The 17939-nt window shown below is 66.4% G+C and carries 20 protein-coding genes and 3 tRNA genes; 13 read left to right on the forward strand and 10 right to left on the reverse strand.

What is annotated here, in order from left to right; translation table 11 throughout:
* Positions 1 to 45: 45 nt before the first annotated feature.
* The 6 genes from AAFP35_RS16915 (at position 46) to AAFP35_RS16940 (ending at position 3768) form a co-directional block, all read left to right on the forward strand.
* Positions 46 to 357 carry a hypothetical protein gene (locus AAFP35_RS16915; protein WP_419222795.1) on the forward strand — a complete coding sequence of 104 codons (312 nt, stop codon included), beginning with the start codon at positions 46 to 48 and terminating at the stop codon, positions 355 to 357.
* Positions 357 to 1427 carry a Tox-REase-5 domain-containing protein gene (locus AAFP35_RS16920; protein ID WP_419222796.1) on the forward strand — a complete coding sequence of 357 codons (1071 nt, stop codon included), beginning with the start codon at positions 357 to 359 and terminating at the stop codon, positions 1425 to 1427. The genes AAFP35_RS16915 and AAFP35_RS16920 overlap by 1 nt, the downstream gene beginning before the upstream one ends.
* Before the next feature lie 4 nt (positions 1428 to 1431).
* Positions 1432 to 2091, forward strand: coding sequence for a hypothetical protein (locus AAFP35_RS16925; RefSeq protein WP_419222797.1), 660 nt, complete (start codon positions 1432 to 1434; stop codon positions 2089 to 2091).
* Position 2092: 1 nt separating this feature from the next.
* The gene (locus tag AAFP35_RS16930; protein ID WP_419222798.1) at positions 2093 to 2506 is read left to right on the forward strand and encodes an ankyrin repeat domain-containing protein; all 414 of its coding nucleotides are present in this window, start codon (positions 2093 to 2095) and stop codon (positions 2504 to 2506) included.
* Positions 2507 to 2567: 61 nt separating this feature from the next.
* Positions 2568 to 3242: a hypothetical protein gene (locus AAFP35_RS16935; RefSeq protein ID WP_419222799.1), complete on the forward strand. Its 675-nt coding sequence runs from the start codon at positions 2568 to 2570 to the stop codon at positions 3240 to 3242.
* Positions 3243 to 3558: 316 nt separating this feature from the next.
* Positions 3559 to 3768, forward strand: a complete 210-nt coding sequence (locus AAFP35_RS16940; protein ID WP_419222911.1) for a helix-turn-helix domain-containing protein — start codon at positions 3559 to 3561, stop codon at positions 3766 to 3768.
* Here AAFP35_RS16940 and AAFP35_RS16945 read toward each other — a convergent pair.
* Together AAFP35_RS16945 and AAFP35_RS16950 are read right to left on the reverse strand one after the other, a co-directional pair.
* Positions 3727 to 3799: transfer RNA gene (locus AAFP35_RS16945), tRNA-Arg, on the reverse strand. The two genes, AAFP35_RS16940 and AAFP35_RS16945, sit on opposite strands and share 42 nt — an antisense overlap.
* A gap of 42 nt (positions 3800 to 3841) precedes the next feature.
* Positions 3842 to 3930, reverse strand: a tRNA-Ser gene (locus AAFP35_RS16950).
* A 110-nt stretch (positions 3931 to 4040) separates the two neighbouring features.
* Here AAFP35_RS16950 and hisC point away from each other — a divergent pair.
* Complete coding sequence (hisC, locus tag AAFP35_RS16955; protein ID WP_419222800.1) at positions 4041 to 5105, forward strand: histidinol-phosphate transaminase; 1065 nt, start codon at positions 4041 to 4043, stop codon at positions 5103 to 5105.
* 155 nt (positions 5106 to 5260) lie between these two features.
* Here the strand turns inward: hisC and AAFP35_RS16960 are convergent, their stop codons facing one another.
* Positions 5261 to 6247, reverse strand: coding sequence for an alpha/beta hydrolase (locus AAFP35_RS16960; protein WP_419222801.1), 987 nt, complete (start codon positions 6245 to 6247; stop codon positions 5261 to 5263).
* 195 nt (positions 6248 to 6442) lie between these two features.
* Between AAFP35_RS16960 and AAFP35_RS16965 the strand changes: the two genes are divergently transcribed.
* Positions 6443 to 6976 (forward strand): acyl-CoA thioesterase, encoded by a 534-nt coding sequence (locus AAFP35_RS16965; protein ID WP_419222802.1) that lies wholly within the window; start codon positions 6443 to 6445, stop codon positions 6974 to 6976.
* A gap of 4 nt (positions 6977 to 6980) precedes the next feature.
* On the opposite strand, the gene AAFP35_RS16970 is transcribed toward AAFP35_RS16965, so the two are convergent.
* Both AAFP35_RS16970 and AAFP35_RS16975 read right to left on the reverse strand, forming a co-directional pair.
* Entirely contained in the window at positions 6981 to 8213 is a 1233-nt protein-coding gene (locus AAFP35_RS16970; protein WP_419222803.1) for a hypothetical protein, read from the reverse strand.
* Positions 8214 to 8253: 40 nt separating this feature from the next.
* Positions 8254 to 9372, reverse strand: a complete 1119-nt coding sequence (locus tag AAFP35_RS16975) for an acyltransferase family protein (protein ID WP_419222912.1) — start codon at positions 9370 to 9372, stop codon at positions 8254 to 8256.
* A gap of 43 nt (positions 9373 to 9415) precedes the next feature.
* Between AAFP35_RS16975 and AAFP35_RS16980 the strand changes: the two genes are divergently transcribed.
* The gene (locus AAFP35_RS16980; protein WP_419222804.1) at positions 9416 to 10432 is read left to right on the forward strand and encodes a magnesium transporter CorA family protein; all 1017 of its coding nucleotides are present in this window, start codon (positions 9416 to 9418) and stop codon (positions 10430 to 10432) included.
* Between the two features lie 24 nt (positions 10433 to 10456).
* Here the strand turns inward: AAFP35_RS16980 and AAFP35_RS16985 are convergent, their stop codons facing one another.
* Entirely contained in the window at positions 10457 to 11131 is a 675-nt protein-coding gene (locus tag AAFP35_RS16985; RefSeq protein ID WP_419222805.1) for a winged helix-turn-helix transcriptional regulator, read from the reverse strand.
* A gap of 158 nt (positions 11132 to 11289) precedes the next feature.
* Here AAFP35_RS16985 and AAFP35_RS16990 point away from each other — a divergent pair, with 158 nt between their 5' ends.
* The gene (locus tag AAFP35_RS16990) at positions 11290 to 12105 is read left to right on the forward strand and encodes a class I SAM-dependent methyltransferase (RefSeq protein WP_419222806.1); all 816 of its coding nucleotides are present in this window, start codon (positions 11290 to 11292) and stop codon (positions 12103 to 12105) included.
* A 60-nt stretch (positions 12106 to 12165) separates the two neighbouring features.
* Positions 12166 to 12810: a DUF5701 family protein gene (locus AAFP35_RS16995; RefSeq protein ID WP_419222807.1), complete on the forward strand. Its 645-nt coding sequence runs from the start codon at positions 12166 to 12168 to the stop codon at positions 12808 to 12810.
* A gap of 7 nt (positions 12811 to 12817) precedes the next feature.
* Here AAFP35_RS16995 and AAFP35_RS17000 read toward each other — a convergent pair whose 3' ends face one another.
* Both AAFP35_RS17000 and AAFP35_RS17005 read right to left on the reverse strand, forming a co-directional pair.
* Entirely contained in the window at positions 12818 to 14080 is a 1263-nt protein-coding gene (locus AAFP35_RS17000) for a multidrug effflux MFS transporter (RefSeq protein ID WP_419222808.1), read from the reverse strand.
* Positions 14081 to 14268: 188 nt separating this feature from the next.
* Positions 14269 to 14353, reverse strand: a tRNA-Ser gene (locus AAFP35_RS17005).
* Positions 14354 to 14422: 69 nt separating this feature from the next.
* On the opposite strand from AAFP35_RS17005, the gene AAFP35_RS17010 reads away from it, so the two are divergent.
* Complete coding sequence (locus AAFP35_RS17010) at positions 14423 to 15388, forward strand: NAD(P)H-quinone oxidoreductase (RefSeq protein ID WP_419222809.1); 966 nt, start codon at positions 14423 to 14425, stop codon at positions 15386 to 15388.
* Between the two features lie 112 nt (positions 15389 to 15500).
* Here the strand turns inward: AAFP35_RS17010 and AAFP35_RS17015 are convergent, their stop codons facing one another.
* Together AAFP35_RS17015 and AAFP35_RS17020 are read right to left on the reverse strand one after the other, a co-directional pair.
* Positions 15501 to 15971 (reverse strand): MarR family winged helix-turn-helix transcriptional regulator, encoded by a 471-nt coding sequence (locus AAFP35_RS17015; protein WP_419222810.1) that lies wholly within the window; start codon positions 15969 to 15971, stop codon positions 15501 to 15503.
* A gap of 111 nt (positions 15972 to 16082) precedes the next feature.
* On the reverse strand, positions 16083 to 17279 hold the full coding sequence (locus AAFP35_RS17020) for a cysteine desulfurase-like protein (protein ID WP_419222811.1): 1197 nt from the start codon (positions 17277 to 17279) through the stop codon (positions 16083 to 16085).
* Between the two features lie 62 nt (positions 17280 to 17341).
* On the opposite strand from AAFP35_RS17020, the gene AAFP35_RS17025 reads away from it, so the two are divergent.
* Positions 17342 to 17896, forward strand: a complete 555-nt coding sequence (locus AAFP35_RS17025) for a bacterial proteasome activator family protein (RefSeq protein ID WP_419222812.1) — start codon at positions 17342 to 17344, stop codon at positions 17894 to 17896.
* Positions 17897 to 17939 lie beyond the last annotated feature (43 nt).

Below are 17939 nucleotides of genomic sequence, written 5' to 3' on the forward strand. Positions count from 1 at the left end.
GGTTCGCTATCGTGCATGAGATCAAACATCGCTGAGGGGGTCACGATGGAACCGGAAGTCCGAGCCGAGCCGGATCGGATCAGCGGGTTCGGATCACACGTCGGCTCGCTCGGGGACGAGATCGCCGCCGCCGCGGGTAAGGGTGCGATGGCCACCGCCGCCGGCCAGGTCTCCGGGAGCGCGACGTCAGCGGTCCTCGGAGTGCTCGATCAGGTGATCGATGCCGCAATCGGCCAATCGTCACAGACCTTGCGCCCGGTCGGCCCGAAGGTGAATACCGCCGCCACCGACTACGGCCACACCGAGACAGGCAACGTCACCGACATCCGCTGCTCCGGTGGCGACCTGCGCACCTGATGCTCACCCGCTCCCAGCTCGCCGCCTGGACAGCGGCGACTGCCGCCGTCGAAGCACAGCAGTCGCTGACCACACAGAGCCAGGTCATCGAGTCATGTTCACACCGCGCCCAATCCGGCATCACCGAGCTCGGCAGTTCCGGTGATTGGTCCGGCGGCGCATTTCACGCCACCACCGCAGTCCTCGGCGACGCCCACCGCGTCAACATCCGCACCGCCGACCTCATCACCGACACCGGCGCCAAGGTTCACTCGGGCCTGACCTCGATGCACTTCGCCGCGAAAGCATTGCTGGGCACCGCCGACGATGCGGAGGCCGACGGCTGCATCGTCGCCGACACCTGGCAGGTGACACCCGTCGACCCCGACGCCGATGATGCGCAAACCAAGATCGATGTGTGGCAGCCACTGATCAACCGTGGCCTGGCCCAACTGCAGACGGCTGACAACGACGCCGCCTCCGGCATGATCCAGCAAGTCGGCCTGTTCGACGGGCTGCTCGATATGGGCAAGCTACTCGGTGCGATCTTCACCGGTCTGGTCGCCGCCGGCATGGCGATCGGAGCAGCCGCACTGTGGATGGTCCACCACTTCCCCGACGTCGACCTCAACGAGCTGCTGCAGACCAACGTTGACCTCAGCGACGACGGCACCGGCTCCTGGCACCCCGAAAAGAAGGCAGGGTGGTCGGAACGAGCCAGAGCCTACGAGCAGCAAGTCACTGAATCACCTGGCGAGATGACTTACCGGGTGCCCTCCGAGCACTCGGACAAGGGGTACGTCGATTTCGATGGCCACGAGGCCGCCCACGACGGCGAGAAGGAGCTATACATCGAGGCCAAGGGGCCCGGTAGAGAATGGATGATCGACGAGGACGGCGGCCTGAAACACGGTGCCGCTAAGGAGATTCCCAACCAACTGGAACGCCAGTACGAGACCGCAGAACAGCACGACGCCGAAGTCGAGTGGCGCGTGGCCACCCCGGAGATGGAGAAAGCAGTCAACCGGATCATCGCCGAAAACGACTACGGAGACCGAATCCGTGTCAAGCACATACCTGCAGAAGGGTGATCACATGAGCATCAGCATTATCGGAGCATGGGCCGCGCGGGAACAGTCGCTCGACGAGGTGGCGTCGGCCACGGCGAAGATGCTCGCGACTTGGCCCGGCACCGGACACTGGGCAACCCCAGGCGAAACCGGCAACAACGACGCCGTTCGCTATGAACCGCTCGACCCGTCGAATGTCACCGACCTGACTGCACGCATCGCCGCATCGACCGCCGAGATCAAGAACATGAAGTCTTCCGGTCAACACCTCCACATCACTCGCCTCGACGCCGACGGGCAGGAGACGATGACACTGCGTATCCGGGCCGGGTTCGCGAAGCCACGCAACCGCATCGTCGCGACGGTGTGGATGAACGACATCACGTCTGCGGAATCGCAGCGTCTGATCCGCGGCTACATGGCGGCGCTCATCGGTGCGTGGAACCCTGACTGGCTGGAAGCTGGAACCTACGACTTTCAGAAGGCACAGGGCCACTCGCACGGACAGGTCATCGTCGGCTGGGACACCTATATCTCTGACCGGATCGACTTCGACGACACGGCCATTGATGGAAAGCTCGCCACGGTGCGCGGTGCCGCCGGACGGTACGTCACCCTCGACGGCACCCCGGCCGAGCCGAGCCTCGAACAAGCCCAGCTGGTACGCACCGCGCTCGGATACTGACATGCCCAACGAACGCGACCGCCTCGACCGCACCCCGCTGCACTATGCAGCCGTCGACCGCGAACCTGAGAACGTGGCCAAGCTGATCGCGGCTGGCGCCGATGTCAACGCCCGCGAATCACGCGATTGGACACCTCTTCATTTCGCGGCCGAGCGTTGCCTACCGGAGATCGTCGAGCAACTACTGGCCGCAGGAGCCGATGTCGATGCTTCCGACGACACAGGGCAGACCCCGCTCGCACTCGTCGTCGGCCGGGGTGGGGCGGAACGGTCAGACGAGGTCGCGTCGCTTCTCCTCAAGGCGGGGGCTGATCCCAACAAGCCCGACACTTACGGTTTCACCCCACTCACCCGATTGCGTCGAGTATCCAACGAGGTGTTCCCTGTGCGAGCAGCGTTCGCAGATCTGTTGTGAGAGAGATCTAACAGCGCAGTCCCGGGTTCACATCGACCTATCGCCGAAGAAGGGACCGCCGATGACGACCATCGACATCATCGGCGCGTGGACGCCGCGTCCCCAGTCGCTCGACGACGTGACCACCGCGACTGCGAAGATGCTGCACGATATGCCTGCGCTTCCTGGCCTCTGGGTAACAACCCCTGGGGACTCGAGTGGTGACGACGGTGATCCTCAGCGCTTCACCGCACTCGACCTGAACGCTCACGCGGACCTTGCTGCCCGGATCTTGGCGGCGACCGCGGAGGTCAAGAACATGAAGAATCCCGGCCAGTACGCCACAATTCGCCGCCGCACCGAGCAGGGCAAGTTTCCCTTGTCGCTGCGGATCAGGGCCGGGTTCGCCAAGCCCCGCAACCGGATCATCGCGTCCCTGCGTCTCGACGAGGTGACGTCAGCGGCCTCGCAGCGACTGATCCGTGCGGTTATGGCCGCCGTGATCGGCGCCTGGAATCCCGACTGGCTCAAGGCCGGAACGTACGAGGTTCAGAAGCAGCAAGGCCACTCGCACGGCCCGGTCATCATCGGCTGGGACACCTACATCTCCGACCGGATCGACTTCGACGACACGGCCATCGACGGCAGGCTCGCGACGGTGCACGGCGCGGCCGGACGGTACGTCACTCTCGACGGCACCCCAGCTGAGCCGAGCCTCGAGCAAGCGCAGCTGGTCCGCGCTGCGCTCGGCTACTGAGCTGAAGGGGCTACACCGCAAAGGTTTTGTCATGGCTCAGAAGACGTCGAGGCCATGCAGTGGATGCCACCGACGCCACAGCAACCGCGGCCGTCTTGGATCAGCCGCCACGGCATCGTCGCGTATCGCGTGAACGTGGAGACCAAGGCCGGCGACGCAACCTGGTGACCAGAGATTGCATCGTCGTCGACACGTCGCATTGGATCCGAGCGGCGGTCTCTATCCGTACTGCGGGCGAGTCTCGCCGTGCGGTCCTGCTGGCCCCGGGACGCCTTTCGGACCTGTCTGCCGGGTTGGGCGGCCAGGCGTACAAGGGATGGCCGACTACCTGGATGTGTCCAGGAACACAGTCGGCACGTGGATCAATGGTCGTATCGACCCATCGGTCCAGGCGCTGCGCCTCTGGGCGCTACGGACCGGCGTGGCCTACGACTGGCTCAGAAACGGCACCACCCCCGAGGGTGGCCTCGGGGGTGGTGGTGAGTGCGCCCGTAGGGATTCGAACCCCAAACCTTCTGATCCGTAGTCAGATGCTCTATCCGTTGAGCTACGGGCGCGTGCTATTCAGTTGTACCCCGCGGTCGGAGACTGCGGTTCGGCGGAGGCGAGAGGATTTGAACCTCCGGTCCCGTTTTAGCGAGACAACTCATTAGCAGTGAGTCCCATTCGGCCGCTCTGGCACGCCTCCTAGCGGAAGTCCTTTCGAACTGCCGATGCGAAAGATTACACACGTCGCGCACCGAGAAGCAAACCGCCACCGTTTTGGTGGTGTCACCACGGCAGAACTACATTTGACGGGTGAGCTTGCGAATCCGCCCCGACCTCGACGACCTGCCCGCCTATGTGCCCGGCAAGACGTTTCCGGGTGCGGTGAAGCTGGCCAGCAACGAGGTCACCGAGGGGCCGCTGCCCAGTGTGGTCTCGGCCATCGACTCGGCCGCGGCGAGCGTGAACCGCTACCCCGACAACGGCATGGTGGACCTCACCGCAGTCCTCGCGAAGAAGCTGCGGGTGACCGAGGACGAGATCCAGGTCGGTTGCGGGTCGGTGAGTCTGTGCCAGAACCTGATCACCATCACCAGCGGCCCCGGCGACGAGGTGCTGTTCGGCTGGCGATCTTTCGAGACCTATCCCCTGGCCACCCGGGTCGCCGGTGCGACACCGGTGCAGGTGCCCCTGACCGCCGACCACGTGCACGACCTCCCGGCGATGGCAGCAGCCATCACCGACCGGACCCGGTTGATCTTCGTCTGCAATCCGAACAACCCGACCGGCACCGTCGTCGAGGCCGACGCCCTGATCGCGTTCCTGCGGGCGGTACCGTCGGACATCATCGTCGCCCTCGACGAGGCGTACTTCGAATACCTCCGGCTCGGGCCCACGCAGGCCTACGACGCCATCGAGTTGCACCGCGAGTTCCGCAACCTGGTGGTGCTTCGCACCTTCTCGAAGGCCTACGGTCTGGCCGGGTTGCGCGTCGGATACGCCGTCGCCGACCCCGAGGTGATCACAGCGCTCGGCAAGGTGCACGTCCCGTTCTCGGTGAACAGCCTCGCCCAGCAGGCGGCGATGGCGTCGCTGGACGCCGCAGACGAGCTGCTGGCACGCACCGACGCCGTGGTCGCCGAACGGACCCGCGTGACCGATCGGCTGCGCGAACTCGGATACCGGGTACCCGATTCACAGGCGAACTTCGTCTGGCTTCAACTCGACGACGCGACGATGGACTTCGCCGGCGAATGCGTGGCGTCCGGCGTGGTGGTGCGGCCGTTCGCAGGCGACGGTGTGCGCGTCACGGTGACCAATCCCGAGGAGGGCGACGTGTTCCTGGCGTTCGCCGAGAAGTGGAGCCGACGGGCCTGAGCCGCAGCCGCCTGCGACGCGCCAGCGCTGCCCGCGGACCGTCCTGTCAAACGCGGTCCGAGCTTCGTTCGCGTGTGACAGCTGGGCCCGCGTCTGTCGGCTCCGCTACCGCGTACGGGCGGACGTTGCCGCGTCCGGAGCGAGAGCAGGCCGCGCTACAGACCGCGGGAGATGGTGGGCCAGGCGTTCGGGAGATCTCGCTCCCAGTAGACCCAGTTGTGGGTACCGATCAACCGGAACCCCGGGGTGAATGCGATGTTGTTGGCCCGCAGCGTGGCCGCGAACTCCAACGAACAACGCCAGGCCCCGATCTCGAGCGCGGAGCCGGCGGCGGTGACCGCCTGCGGAGGTCCGTCCTTCGGGTCGGCCGGCGCTGTCAGATCCAACGGCCCGACAGCACCCGACCCGGACGCCAGGAAGATGTTCTTGCCGCGTAGTTTGTCGAGGTTGCTGCTCGGATCGTGAGCCACCCAGTTCGGCGAACCGAACGGGCCCCACATGTTGGTGGCATCGCCCCCACTCTTGGCGACCGTCGTGCGCACATAGGCCTGATTCACCGGACCGGCGACCGTCGGGCAACCGCTCAACGACGCGATCCCGGTGTACAGATTCGGATGCCGAACCGCCAACGCGAACGCCGACTGTCCGCCCATCGACAACCCGATCACTGCGTTACGGCCCGTGCCATTGAACTTCTTGTCGACCAGCGGCGGCAGTTCCTTGGTGAGGAAGGTCTCCCACTGCGGCTTGCCGATCGCCGGATCGCGACGCGTCCAGTTCGTGTAGAAGCTGCCGGCGCCGCCGGTCGGCAGGACCACGTTGACGTTCTTGTCGGCGAAGAACTTTCCGGCCCGGCCCTTGGTGATCCAGTCGCTCACGTCCTTGCCCGCGTCGGCGCCGTCGAGCAGGTACACGGTGGAGCGGGGACCACTGCTGTTCTGCGGGGTCAGCACCGAGACCTTGACCTTGCCGCCCATGGACGGCGATTTCACCCAGACGTCGGTCCGCATGGGACTCAGCTTGGCGGTCTTCGAGATCTGCGCCGCAGGCCCGTCATCGGCATGGGCGAGCGCTGGTGCAGCCATCGCCACAGCCATCATCGATGCGACAACCGTCGCCCATCGAGTTGTGGCCTTCCGCATGTTCTCCCTCACTTCACCATGCGCAGACCCCCGGTCCGGAGATCGCCGGCGGCCGAAGAGTCCGTGCGCGGCGCCCCCCATGGCTCCGCGTTCTTCCCTCACAGGGTACTGATGGGTAACCGCTCTCGGAAGACGAGAACGGTATTCGACCGGATAAACAGGGCACGGTTTGATGACAACGGGAGGGCCACGCTCATGACGCCGACACCAACCGGTCGTGACACGTCCACGTCACCGACGAACGGCACACTCGCGGCCGACGAGTTCGCGTTCGTCGCCGAGGTAGGGGTCCGGTGGTCCGACATGGACGCGTTCGGTCACATCAACCACGCCCGCATGGTCACGTTGATGGAGGAAGCGCGCATCGAATGGCTTCGCTCCGCCCGCGAATCGGGCGGGCCGGCGAACGCCGACGATCACCCGGACGAGCCGAACAGCGCCGCCGACTACGCCCAACTGATCATGAGCGCGATGATCGTGCACGTGGAGATCCGCTATCAGCGTCAGCTCCGCCACGAAGACACCCCGCTGCGGATCGGCATGTGGATCAAGGGTTTTCGCTCGGTCGACTTCACCATCGGCTACGAGATCCGTGGCGCCGACGACGATTCGTCGACCAAGCCGGCATGCGTCGCGAGTACCCAGATGGCGGTGGTCGACGTCGAAGCGCACTCGCTGCGCCGACTGACCGCCGTCGAGAAGGAGTTCCTGCGGTCGTGGTCGCGGTAACCGTTCAGTTGGGTTCGTACCGGGCCGGGAGTTCGCGACCGGCCGCCGGAGAAATGCGAGCAATGTTGCCCTGCAATACATCTCGATAGATCCGCAACTGTTCTTCACCGCTGCGCACCTGCTCGGTGAGACGCTTGGCGTTGTCGACAGAGATCTCGCGATCTCCCGACCGTGCGATCAGTTCGTCGATGCGGTCATCGATGGTGGTGGTGCGGTTGTACTCCGCGAGCACCCGCAACTCGACGGCCGCCGACTCGACGACGCCCGCCACCTCGCCGAGAGCCTGGACGCGATCGATCAGCTCCGTCCACACCGGGCGCAGTGTGGTCTCGCGGCGGTCGATGTGTTCGGCGAACGATCTGTCGAATCCCCCGTTGGCCTTCGCCCGGTCGAGATCGAGCCGGACGGCCCGCAACGCGATCACATCGGCCGCGATCTCGGCCAGCTCGGCGTGCAGGTTGACCTGGGTGCGCTGGACCTCGAAATGGTCGGACCGCCACGCCGGGTTCGCGACGATGCGGTCGTAGAAATGCCCCGCGGTGAACAACAGGGTCTCGTATCCGTCGACGAAGGCTGCCGATCCGGGTGTGGCCGCGACGGTCCCCGAATCGCCGCGGTCCGGCGACAAGATCTGACCGGCCCATTCGGCGGCCTCCGGATGGCCCGAACGCGCGGCGAACTGTCCGACCACGCCGGCGAGGCGATCGAACGCTGCGGTGCCCGCCCGTCGGACGTATCCCGCGGTGTTCACGTTGGGGGTCGGCGTGCACATGAGCCCACCGAACAGCCGCTCCCGCTCCTCGATCTCCAGATAGATGTTCTCCCGACGCTCGCGACGGATCGCGCGAGTGCCACCGGCGAAGACCCCCTTGCCGGTGACCACGATCTTGCGCACCTCGTCGCGCCGGCGCTGCAACCCACCGAGTCGGTTGCGCATCACCGCGGCGACGACGCTCGGCATCATCGGATTGGCGAGTTGATGGTCGGTCTGGGCGATCGCTCGCTGCAGTCGGCGTAGATCCCCGAAGCCGCTCGGCAACGTCGGAATCCGAAGCCCGGTGGAGATGCGGCGCACCATGATGGCGCGCCCGGCGGGGGTCAGGAATCCGGAGGCGATCAGCACCGACGCCACATCCGAGAGTTCCGGACGGTCGCCCGGCAGGCGCGACTGATGACACCATGAGCGGATCTCGTCACTCGTCGTGATCTGGGTGCGAAGACCCCGGTTGTCACCCATCGGCTGCGCCTCGATTCCGTGTCGACCTGACGTTTCGATGCTACCTGTGGTCACCGACTGCCCGAGGCGTGCGAAGTCGCCACAGCGGTGCCGTGACCCGGTGCAGCAACCATGCCACCGGCACCGAGACCGCGGTGGTGGCGACGAACGCGATCGGCATCGATCCCGTGAAGACGCCATAGCCGAGCAGGTCCATGACCACCTCGAGGACCACCACGTGCACCAGGAAGAACTCGTAGGAGATCTCGCCGAGCCACACCATCGGGCGGCTGGCGCAGCAGCGCGCCCACCAGCCGGACTGGTCCCGTATGGTCAGCGGCCCGATCAGACCGACGGCGACGACGAGATAGAGGACGTGTTTGACGATCGTCGCCGACGCCGTGGTCGGCGTGATGGTGGGTTCTCCGGCGATTGCCGTCCCGGAGATCAGGAACGCGACGATCGCGACGGCGAACGACACCGTGGCATTCCATCGGCGAACCAGATGTGTGCACACGGCCAGGCCCATACCGGCCACGAACCACCCGAAGAAGGCAGGCGCCCAGAGTCGGGCCGTCGGGTTGATGCCCGCGCTGCCCGCCACGACGACCGACCAGATCGGCGACACCAGCATCAACACGGCGAGACCGGCCAGGAGCAGGTCCGGTCGCCACCGTCGGCGGCACACCGCCACCACCAGAATCCAGCCGATCGCCGGGAGGGCGAGGTAGAACACGACCTCGGCCGCCAGACTCCACATCTGTGTGAGTCCCGAGTGCAGGTGCCCCAGACCGTAGACCTGCGTGAGGGTCATGTTGCGCACGAAACCGTCCCAGCCGGTCCCGGTCGGGGCCGCGTCGGCGGGCTCGTAGACGCGGTACAGCAGGTACACGACGATGACCGTGAGCCAGTACGCGGGCAGGATGCGTCGTGCCCGGTGCCAGAAGTAGCGCCCCACCGACGGTGTACTGCGCCCGTCGACCATCGACCGCACCCACGGCATGAACAGCAGGTAGCCCGACAGCACGAAGAAGATGGCGACACCGATCTCGAAGCGCGCCAGCAGCCGACCGAGATAGTCGTCGGTGTAGTGCCCGGTCCAGAACGCGGCGTGGGTGAGACACACCGACAACGCGGCCACGGTGCGAATTCCGGTGAGGGACGGTATCCGCGCGGCCATGTCGCGATCCTGCCATCCGTCGCCGCGATGGCAGGATGTGGGCATGTCGGAACGCATCCGCGGTCAGATCTGGCGCGATGGCCACAAGGTCGACGGATTCGACCTGAGCAAGATCTCCGACTGCCCCGACGACCCCGATCTCCTGGTGTGGGCAGATCTGGAATGCCCCACGCACGAGACGATGACCGCGCTCGCCGACGAACTCGACCTCGATCCGTTCGCGGTCGAGGACACCACGTCGGCGGCCGAGCGGGTCAAGACCGTCGCCTACGCCCACCACACGTTCCTGATGGTCTACGCGGTCACCGAGAAACAGCCCGACGACGGCGGAACCGGCGACCCGAGTCCGTCACAGAAGGCCAATGCCTTTGAACTGCATCGTATTTCGGTCTTCGTGAAAGACAACGCACTGATCACCGTGCGCCGCACGAGCGGGTTCGACATCGACACCGTGGTGCAACGGTGGGCCGACATCGGTGGCGAACAATACGGGATCGGGGCCCTGCTGCACGGACTGCTCGACGTGGTCGTCGACGGCCACTTCGACGCGGTACAGCAACTCGACGACGCGATCGAGGGTCTCGAGAGCATGCTGTTCGACGAGAAGGTTGCCGCGCGCGCGTTGCAGCGGCAGACCTATGACCTGCGTAAGGATCTCGTGGTGCTGCGCAGGGTGGTGCTGCCGATGCGCGAGGTGATCGGCGGCATCCAGCGACGACGGTTCGACAACCACGCCCCGCCCGAACTCGATCCGCACTTCTCCGATCTCTACGATCATGCGCTACGGGCCGCGGAGTGGACGGAATCGTTGCGCGACATGGTCACCACCGTGTTCGAGACGAATCTGTCGCTGGCCGACGCCCGGCTGAACACCGTCATGAAGAAGTTGACCGGTTGGGCGGCCATCATCGCCGTACCGACCGCGATCACCGGATGGTACGGACAGAATGTGCCCTTCCCCGGCTTCTCCCAACCGATCGGTTTCGCCACCAGCACCGTGCTGATCGTGGTCCTCGTCGCCGCCCTCTATGTCAGCTTCCGGCGGCGTGATTGGTTGTGATCCAGCGTCTTTCACATCTCGCGATCACGCAGGCCGGGGAACGGCAGCCGAGGTGCTCTGCCCGATCCAGTCCGGGACCTCCCGACGCACCCCCGACGGCGCCAGAACAGTGATCCGGTCGTCGCGCAGTCCCGTCGACCAGTCGATGTCGCCGCGCCACACCTCGGTCAGGGTCCGCAGATCGGTGACCACGGTGGCATCGACGTCGTAGCCCGGGTGGAAATCGCACACCTGCGACTCACCGCCGTCGACGACCAGCCACCACGAGCCCGCCTTGCCGACGACGTCTCGAAAAGTGAACTCCACCATGGTTCGTCGTCGGGGCCACCGGTCGATCGGGATCGTGCGGCGGATATCCCACATCAGCAGATGCGGATCGAGATCGGCGTCGCCGAGCTCTCCGATCCAGCGCACACCCCACGCGCTCAGCCCCGCGACGATGTCACGCAGTTCCTCCCCCTTGTCGGTGAGGGTGTAGACCGAACGACCACCCACCTGCGAGCGACGCACCACACCCGCACGCTCCAGGGTCCGTAGCCGTTTGGTGAGCAATGCGGGCGACATCTTCGGGACGCCCCGCCGTAGTTCGTTGAAATGTCTGCTGCCCAACAGCAGTTCTCGGATCACGAGAATCGTCCATCGCTCGTCGAGCAGTTCCATCGCCTTGGCGACAGGACAGAATTGTCCGTAGGCGGTCATGAGCGGCACCTTTGCGTCGAGTCTGTCCAGTACACACCGGTGACCATCTGCTTGACCAGTACAGATTCAGAACCGTCGGTGCTTCATTTCCTGATCTGGCAGCGATGACCGACTCGGCGGGATGCTCGAAACGCTTCAGCCGAACCGAGGAGAACATCATGACCATCGACAGCATCGCCACCGACGCCGCCATCAAGGCCAAGCACCGCGCATTGTGGGCCTCCGGGGACTACCCCGTGGTGGCCGACGTGATCGCCCCGCTCGGGGATCGTCTCGTGGAGGCCGTGCAGATCGCCGCCGACGAGCGGGTCGTCGACGTGGCGGCCGGCGCCGGAAACGTGGCGATCCCTGCCGCCCGCGCCGGGGCGCATGTCGTGGCGACGGACCTGACGCCCGAACTGCTGCAGGTCGGCGAGGCCCGGGTCCGAGACGAACTCGCCATCACCTGGCGGACCGCCGACGCGGAGGACCTGCCGTTCGACGACGCAACGTTCGACGCAGCGGTGTCGTGCGTCGGCGTGATGTTCGCGCCGCATCATCAGGCGTGCGCCGACGAACTCGTCCGGGTTACCCGTCGCGGTGGACGCATCGGTCTGATCGACTGGACCCCAACCGGTTTCATCGGCGAACTGTTCACCGCCATGAAGCCGTATGCGCCTGCGCCGCCTCCCGGGGCACAGCCGGGTGTGCTGTGGGGCGATGCCGATCATGTCCGTTCCCTCTTCGGCGATCGGGTACGCGGCTTCAGCACGACCGTCGAGTCACTTCCGGTCACCCGATTTGCCGACGGCGCTGCGTTCCGCGACTTCTTCAAGGCCAACTACGGTCCGACCATCGCCACCTTCGGGGCCATCGGCGACGACGACCGGCGCGCTGCCGAACTCGACGCGGCCATGGCCGAACTCGGCGACCGCCACCTCGTCGACGGGCAGATGGCGTGGGAGTACCTGCTGGTGACCGCGACGGTGGCGTGAAGCCGACCGCCCGAGATCGCTGCCGCCGCAATCGATGATGTTCGGCGTATCCTCGGGCCGGTGCCGCCATTCGTCGACGACCTCCCCGACCTCGCCACCCAGGCCCGCCGCCTGATCGATCTCGGCGCGGGCCCCCTCACCGGCCTCTCCGATGCAGAGATCCTCGATGCCGTTCGCGCATGCGCCGACGTTCCGGACGCACTGCTGGTGCCCGCGCCGTCGACGCTGCGGCCGTCGGACGCCGCCACCCTGCTGACCCGCGACGGCAAGCCGGGATTCGTCGTCGTCGACATGACCGATCTCGACGCCTTCGATCCGATCCCCACGGTCGACGTGCCGGACCGACCCTTCTACGTGATCTCGGGGATCGACCGGGGCGACGAGATGGCCAACTGGAGTCCCGACGAAGCGCTCCCCGCGATCGCCGACGCCGGCCGCACACCACTGACCGTCGGCGAGGGCATCGCCTGGCTGCTGCAACAACCCGAGCGGCTCGCGCCCAACCACTGCTTCATGACGATCGGATCGCGGCTGACCAAACCGAACGGTCGGCTCGACGCCCGCACACCGGCGATCTGGATCTCGGGCGGCACCGGTCGCGACGGGCGAGAACGCAAGGGCGCACCCAAGGTCGGCTGGTGCTGGGCAGGTAATCGGCACACGTGGTTGGGTTTCGCGTCGGCAGCGCGGCGCCACGGCTCCTGAAGGTCGCTCACGGCCGCGTGGTCGGGGCGGCGAACGCCGCCTCGCCCTCGGGATTGCGGCTCGCGAAAACCCTTGCGAGCGCGAAACATCCGACAGCAGCGACCGCCGAGATCGACATCACGCACGCCATCGGCACCGCGGTATCGTCGCCGGCCAGGCCACCCAGAGGGGAGATCACGCCGCCCACCAGGAACATGATCCCGCCCAGGACGGCGCTGCCCGCACCTGCGGCGTCACGCGTGTGCTCCATCGCCAGGGCAGCACTGTTGCCCATCACGAACCCCACCGACGTCACCGCCACGAACAACGGCACCACCAGCAGCACCGGCATCGGCGAGAGCACCGCGCCGAGGACACACACCGACGCGACCAACAACACCGGCAGGGCGACTCGGATCGTGTGGGCCGGATGAACGTGTCGTCGGGACAGGCGCGCGGCGACCAGGCCCGCCGCCGTCATCCCCAGCGCGTTGACGGCGAAGCACAGCCCGTAGACCAATGACGATGTGCCCAAGACACGTTGGTAGACGAACGACGAACTCGAGATGTAGGACATGAGGGAACCGAAGGCGAAGGCCTGTGTGAACACGTAGGCGAGGAAACCGGGCTTGCGGAACCGGCCGGCGAGGTCGCCGACGCCGAGTCGGGTCGCCCGCTGTTCGGTCGGCAGGGTCTCGGGCACCGACGTCACCGCCATGATCAGCTGCAGCACGGTGGCGGCGAGGATCACGCCGAGCACGCCGCGCCACGACACATGACCGGCGAGCACACCGCCGATCACCGGCGCGATCACCGGCGCCAGACTTTGGATCGTCATCATCAACGTCATCGACCGTGCACCCGCGAAACCGATCAGCAGATCGGCGATGATCGCCCGGGCGATCACCATGCCCGCTGCCGCCGCCACCGCCTGGACGAAGCGAGACGCGATCAGGATCTCGATGTTGGGGGCCAGCACCACCACCACACCGGCGACAACCGCTGCCGCAGAACCGATCAGAAGAGGAAGTCGCCGACCGAAGCGATCGGAGATGGGACCCCACAGGACCTGGCCGACCGCGACACCGACGAGGAACGCGGTCAACGTCAACTGCACGCTTGTCGCGTCCGTGTGCAGTGATTCCTTGACCTCGAGAAACGACGGCAGATAGAGGTCGGTCGCGATCGGAGCTGTCGCGGACAGCAGCGCCAGAGCCAGGAGCAGTCGCGGTCCCAATCCTTCACGCTGCGTCGATGCTGTGGTCACCGGCACGACGATAGTCCCGAGCATCGTCGTGCTCGGCCGACGGTCGGTGCGCGCGTCCACGCCGGCGGACGGCGTCGCGCACCTGACCGATTGCGTCGAGTCACCGAACAAACGCGGACCTTGTCAGCAAACGCGGGTGAAGCTTCGTCCGCGTTTGCCTGGAAGGTCCGCGTTTGGTGATTTTGCCGCACATGGACGCCCGGCATATCCGGCGGAAGCGGAGGGATTTGAACCCCCGGTGGTTTTACCCACGCTCGCTTTCAAGGCGAGTGCATTCGGCCGCTCTGCCACGCTTCCCTGCTGAGAAAGGCTACTGGACACCGATCGCCCCGACGCAGCCAACCCGCATGTGACAGCATCGCAAGGGTGCGTGCCATAGCCGGAACCGACCAGCTGTCCATCGTCACCCTGCCCGACCCCGAACCGGGACCCGACGACGTGGTGATCGACGTCGTGGCCGCCGGGGTCAACCGCGCCGACCTGTTGCAGCGTCGCGGGTTTTATCCGCCGCCGCCAGGCGCGGTCGACACCATCGGGCTCGAGGTGTCCGGCCGGATCGCCGCTGTCGGCAGCAGGGTCACCGATTGGACGATCGGCGACGAGGTCTGCGCGTTGCTCGCCGGCGGCGGCTATGCCGAGAAGGTGGCCGTTCCCGCGGTGCAGGTGCTGCCGAAACCCACCGATGTGGATCTCGTCGAGGCGGCCGGGTTGCCCGAGGTCGCCTGTACCGTCGCGTCGAATCTGCTGATGACCGCGCAACTGCGCGATCAGGAACTGCTCCTCGTCCACGGCGGCTCGAGCGGTATCGGCACGCACGCGATCCAGGTGGCGCACGCGCTCGGCGCCCGCGTGGCGGTGACCGCTCGGACTGCCGACAAGCTCACCCGCTGTCGAGAACTCGGCGCCGACATCGTGATCGACTACACGTCAGAAGACTTCGTGCAGGTCGTCCGGGACAGCGGCGGCGCCGACGTGATCCTCGACATCATCGGTGCCAAGTACCTCGCCCGCAACGTCGAGGCGCTCAACACCGGCGGCCGGCTCGTCATCATCGGCATGCAGGGCGGAGTGAAGGGTGAACTGGCGATCGGTGCGTTGATGGCCAAACGGGCCGCCGTGTTCGGCACGACGCTTCGGTCACGACCGGTCCTCGGTGCCGGTTCCAAGGCCGAGGTGGTCGCGACGACCCGCCGGATCACCTGGCCGCTGATCGAGACCGGAGCCGTGGACCCGATCATCGACTCGACCTTCCCGCTCGCCGACGTCGAGGCCGCGCACGCACGCCTCGACAGCGGGGATGCGATCGGCAAGGTGCTGCTCACCGTCGGCTGAGGAGCTCCGACTGAGCGAGGCGCCGTCGCGAGGTGTGTTCCTCGGGGTCCTGTCACCTCGACAAGCGAGCCGGCGACATGCACGGCTCCACGGGAGGTCCTCGCCCCGAGGCTCAGTCCGGCAACTCGGCGAGTCCTGCTTCGATCTTGCCGAACGCCTCACCGATCACCCGGTACTCGTCGTCGGTCAACTTCTCGATGACCAGCTCACGGATGAGCGAATCGCGTACCCGAACGTGTTTGTCGAGGGCCGCCAGCCCTTGGTCGGTGATCCGAACGAATCGGTGGCGCGCGTCCTCGGCGCACTCGACTCGTTCCACGGATCCGTCGGCGACCATCCTGCTGATCTGACGTGACACGGTGCTCACCGTCATGTGCACCGTCGATGCGAGTTCACTGATACCCCGAGTGCGGGAATCGCCCAACGCCTCCAGAACCCGCAGATCTGCCTGCGTCATGCCCTGCGCCGACATCGCGGCGGTGATCTTCGCCAGCAGTCCCCAACCGCCGTTCACAAACGCTCGCCACACCTCGCGTTCAGCGTCCGTGAGCAAGGCGTCGGTATCTCTGGGAACTGCACTCATCACCTCTCCGGGGACCGATGCGACAACCTTCATTGTCGCAAACCTAATCCCCAGGATGGCAAATTGCGAGTCAGGGAGCGGAGATCCAGGCCACACGCTCGACGGTGTCGGTCAACCGAGCGACCCCAGAGTTCGGGCCAGGTGGTCGACTTCGTACGGCGTCGAATACGGGGCGAGTCCGATCGTCACGGCGCCACCGAAATCGCCTGCGCCCATGCGGCCGAGGGCTCGGCTCGGCACGTCGGCCAAGGCACAGATCCCGTTGTCGGCCAGGCGTCGCACCACCTTGTCGGCGCCGACGCCGTCGACGGTGAAACTGACGGCCGGGATGCGGTTCTCGACACTGCCCACCACCGACACTTGACTGAGGTGCTGCAACGTCGACGTCAGATAAAAGGTCAAGCGCTGCAGATAGTCGTAGACACCGTCGAGCGAGGTGACCAGACGTTGCCGCCGCCGACCGATCGCCTTCTCGTCGAGCCCGGCGAGGTGTTCGATCGACGCGACCAGCCCGGCCAGCAACGCGCCCTGCAGAGGTTCCGGTTCCAGCCGCGCCGGCCCGTCGGCCCGCGGATCCATCGACACCGCGCGCAGGCGGTCCATCCCCAGGACACTGCGGAACGCCATCGCGGCCACCCTCGGTCCGCCCCACCGTTCCGCCGAGACCAGCACGACGTCGGCGCCGAGTTCCTCGATGTCGATCGGGAGATAGGGCGCGGCGCTGGTCGCGTCGACGATCGTCATCGCACCCGCGGCCCGGGCATGCGAGACGATCTCGCCGACGTCGGTGATCGCACCGATCGTCGACGACGCCAAGGTCACCGCGACGATCGCCGAACGGGTGTCGATCAGTTCGGCGAACTGCCAGGCCGGGAGTTCGCCGGTCTCGACGTCGACCTCGGCCCATCGGACCTGGGCGCCGGCCCGGTCGGCGGCCCGCAACCACGGCACGATGTTCGCCTCGTCGTCGGCGCGACTGAGGACCACCGTCCCGCGAGACCAGGTCGTCGGAGAGATCGCTTCGGCGAGAGCGGTCACCAGGGCCGCGCGTGACGGCCCCAACACCACGGTCGACGGTTCCGCGGCGAGCAGGTCGGCGACCGCACGCCGCGCCCGATCGACGGCGTCGGCGGAGGCCACCGCCGACGGGTACACACCGCCGGGTGCGGTGCCGAGATGACGGAAGCCGGTCGACACGGCTGTGGCCACCGAGTCCGGGATGAGCATCCCGGCCTGTGGGTCGAGGTGGATCCAGCCGTCGCCGAGCGAGGGAAACAATCCACGCACGTGGGCGACATCGAAGGGCATGGGTCAACGATAGACATCGGGGTAACGGGCCCGATCGCATATGGCTTGGGCACAATGGGGACATGACAACCGGACCGTTCGGAGCCAGTGACCCCAACGTGAGCGCACCCGGCACCGGTGTCGGTGGCGATCCAGAGGACGTCATCGTCGTCGGAGGTGGCCAAACCCCAGGTGACGGCGATGCCGCCGATGCGAACAGCATCGCCGACATGGTCGAGCAGCCGGCCAAGGTGATGCGGATCGGCACGATGATCAAACAGCTCCTCGAGGAGGTGCGCGCGGCACCGCTGGACGAGGCCAGCCGCAATCGGCTGCGTGAGATCCATCAGACCTCGATCCGGGAGCTCGAAGACGGGCTCGCGCCGGAGTTGCGTGAGGAACTCGAACGCCTCGCTCTGCCCTTCACCGACGACCAGACCCCGTCGGATGCCGAGCTACGGATCGCCCAGGCCCAGCTGGTGGGGTGGTTGGAAGGACTCTTCCACGGCATCCAGACGGCGCTGTTCGCCCAGCAGATGGCGGCACGTGCCCAGCTCGAGCAGATGCGTCAGGGGGCTCTCCCACCCGGTGTGATGGGTGGCGGCTCGCACGGCCCGAGCACCGGCCAGTACCTCTGAACGGGGTCGTCGGGCCAGCCTCCGGTCGGATGCGGCCGCCGGT

Origin of the sequence: Gordonia sp. CPCC 206044 (genome assembly GCF_048537895.1) — a bacterium.
Taxonomy (GTDB): Bacteria; Actinomycetota; Actinomycetes; order Mycobacteriales; family Mycobacteriaceae; genus Gordonia.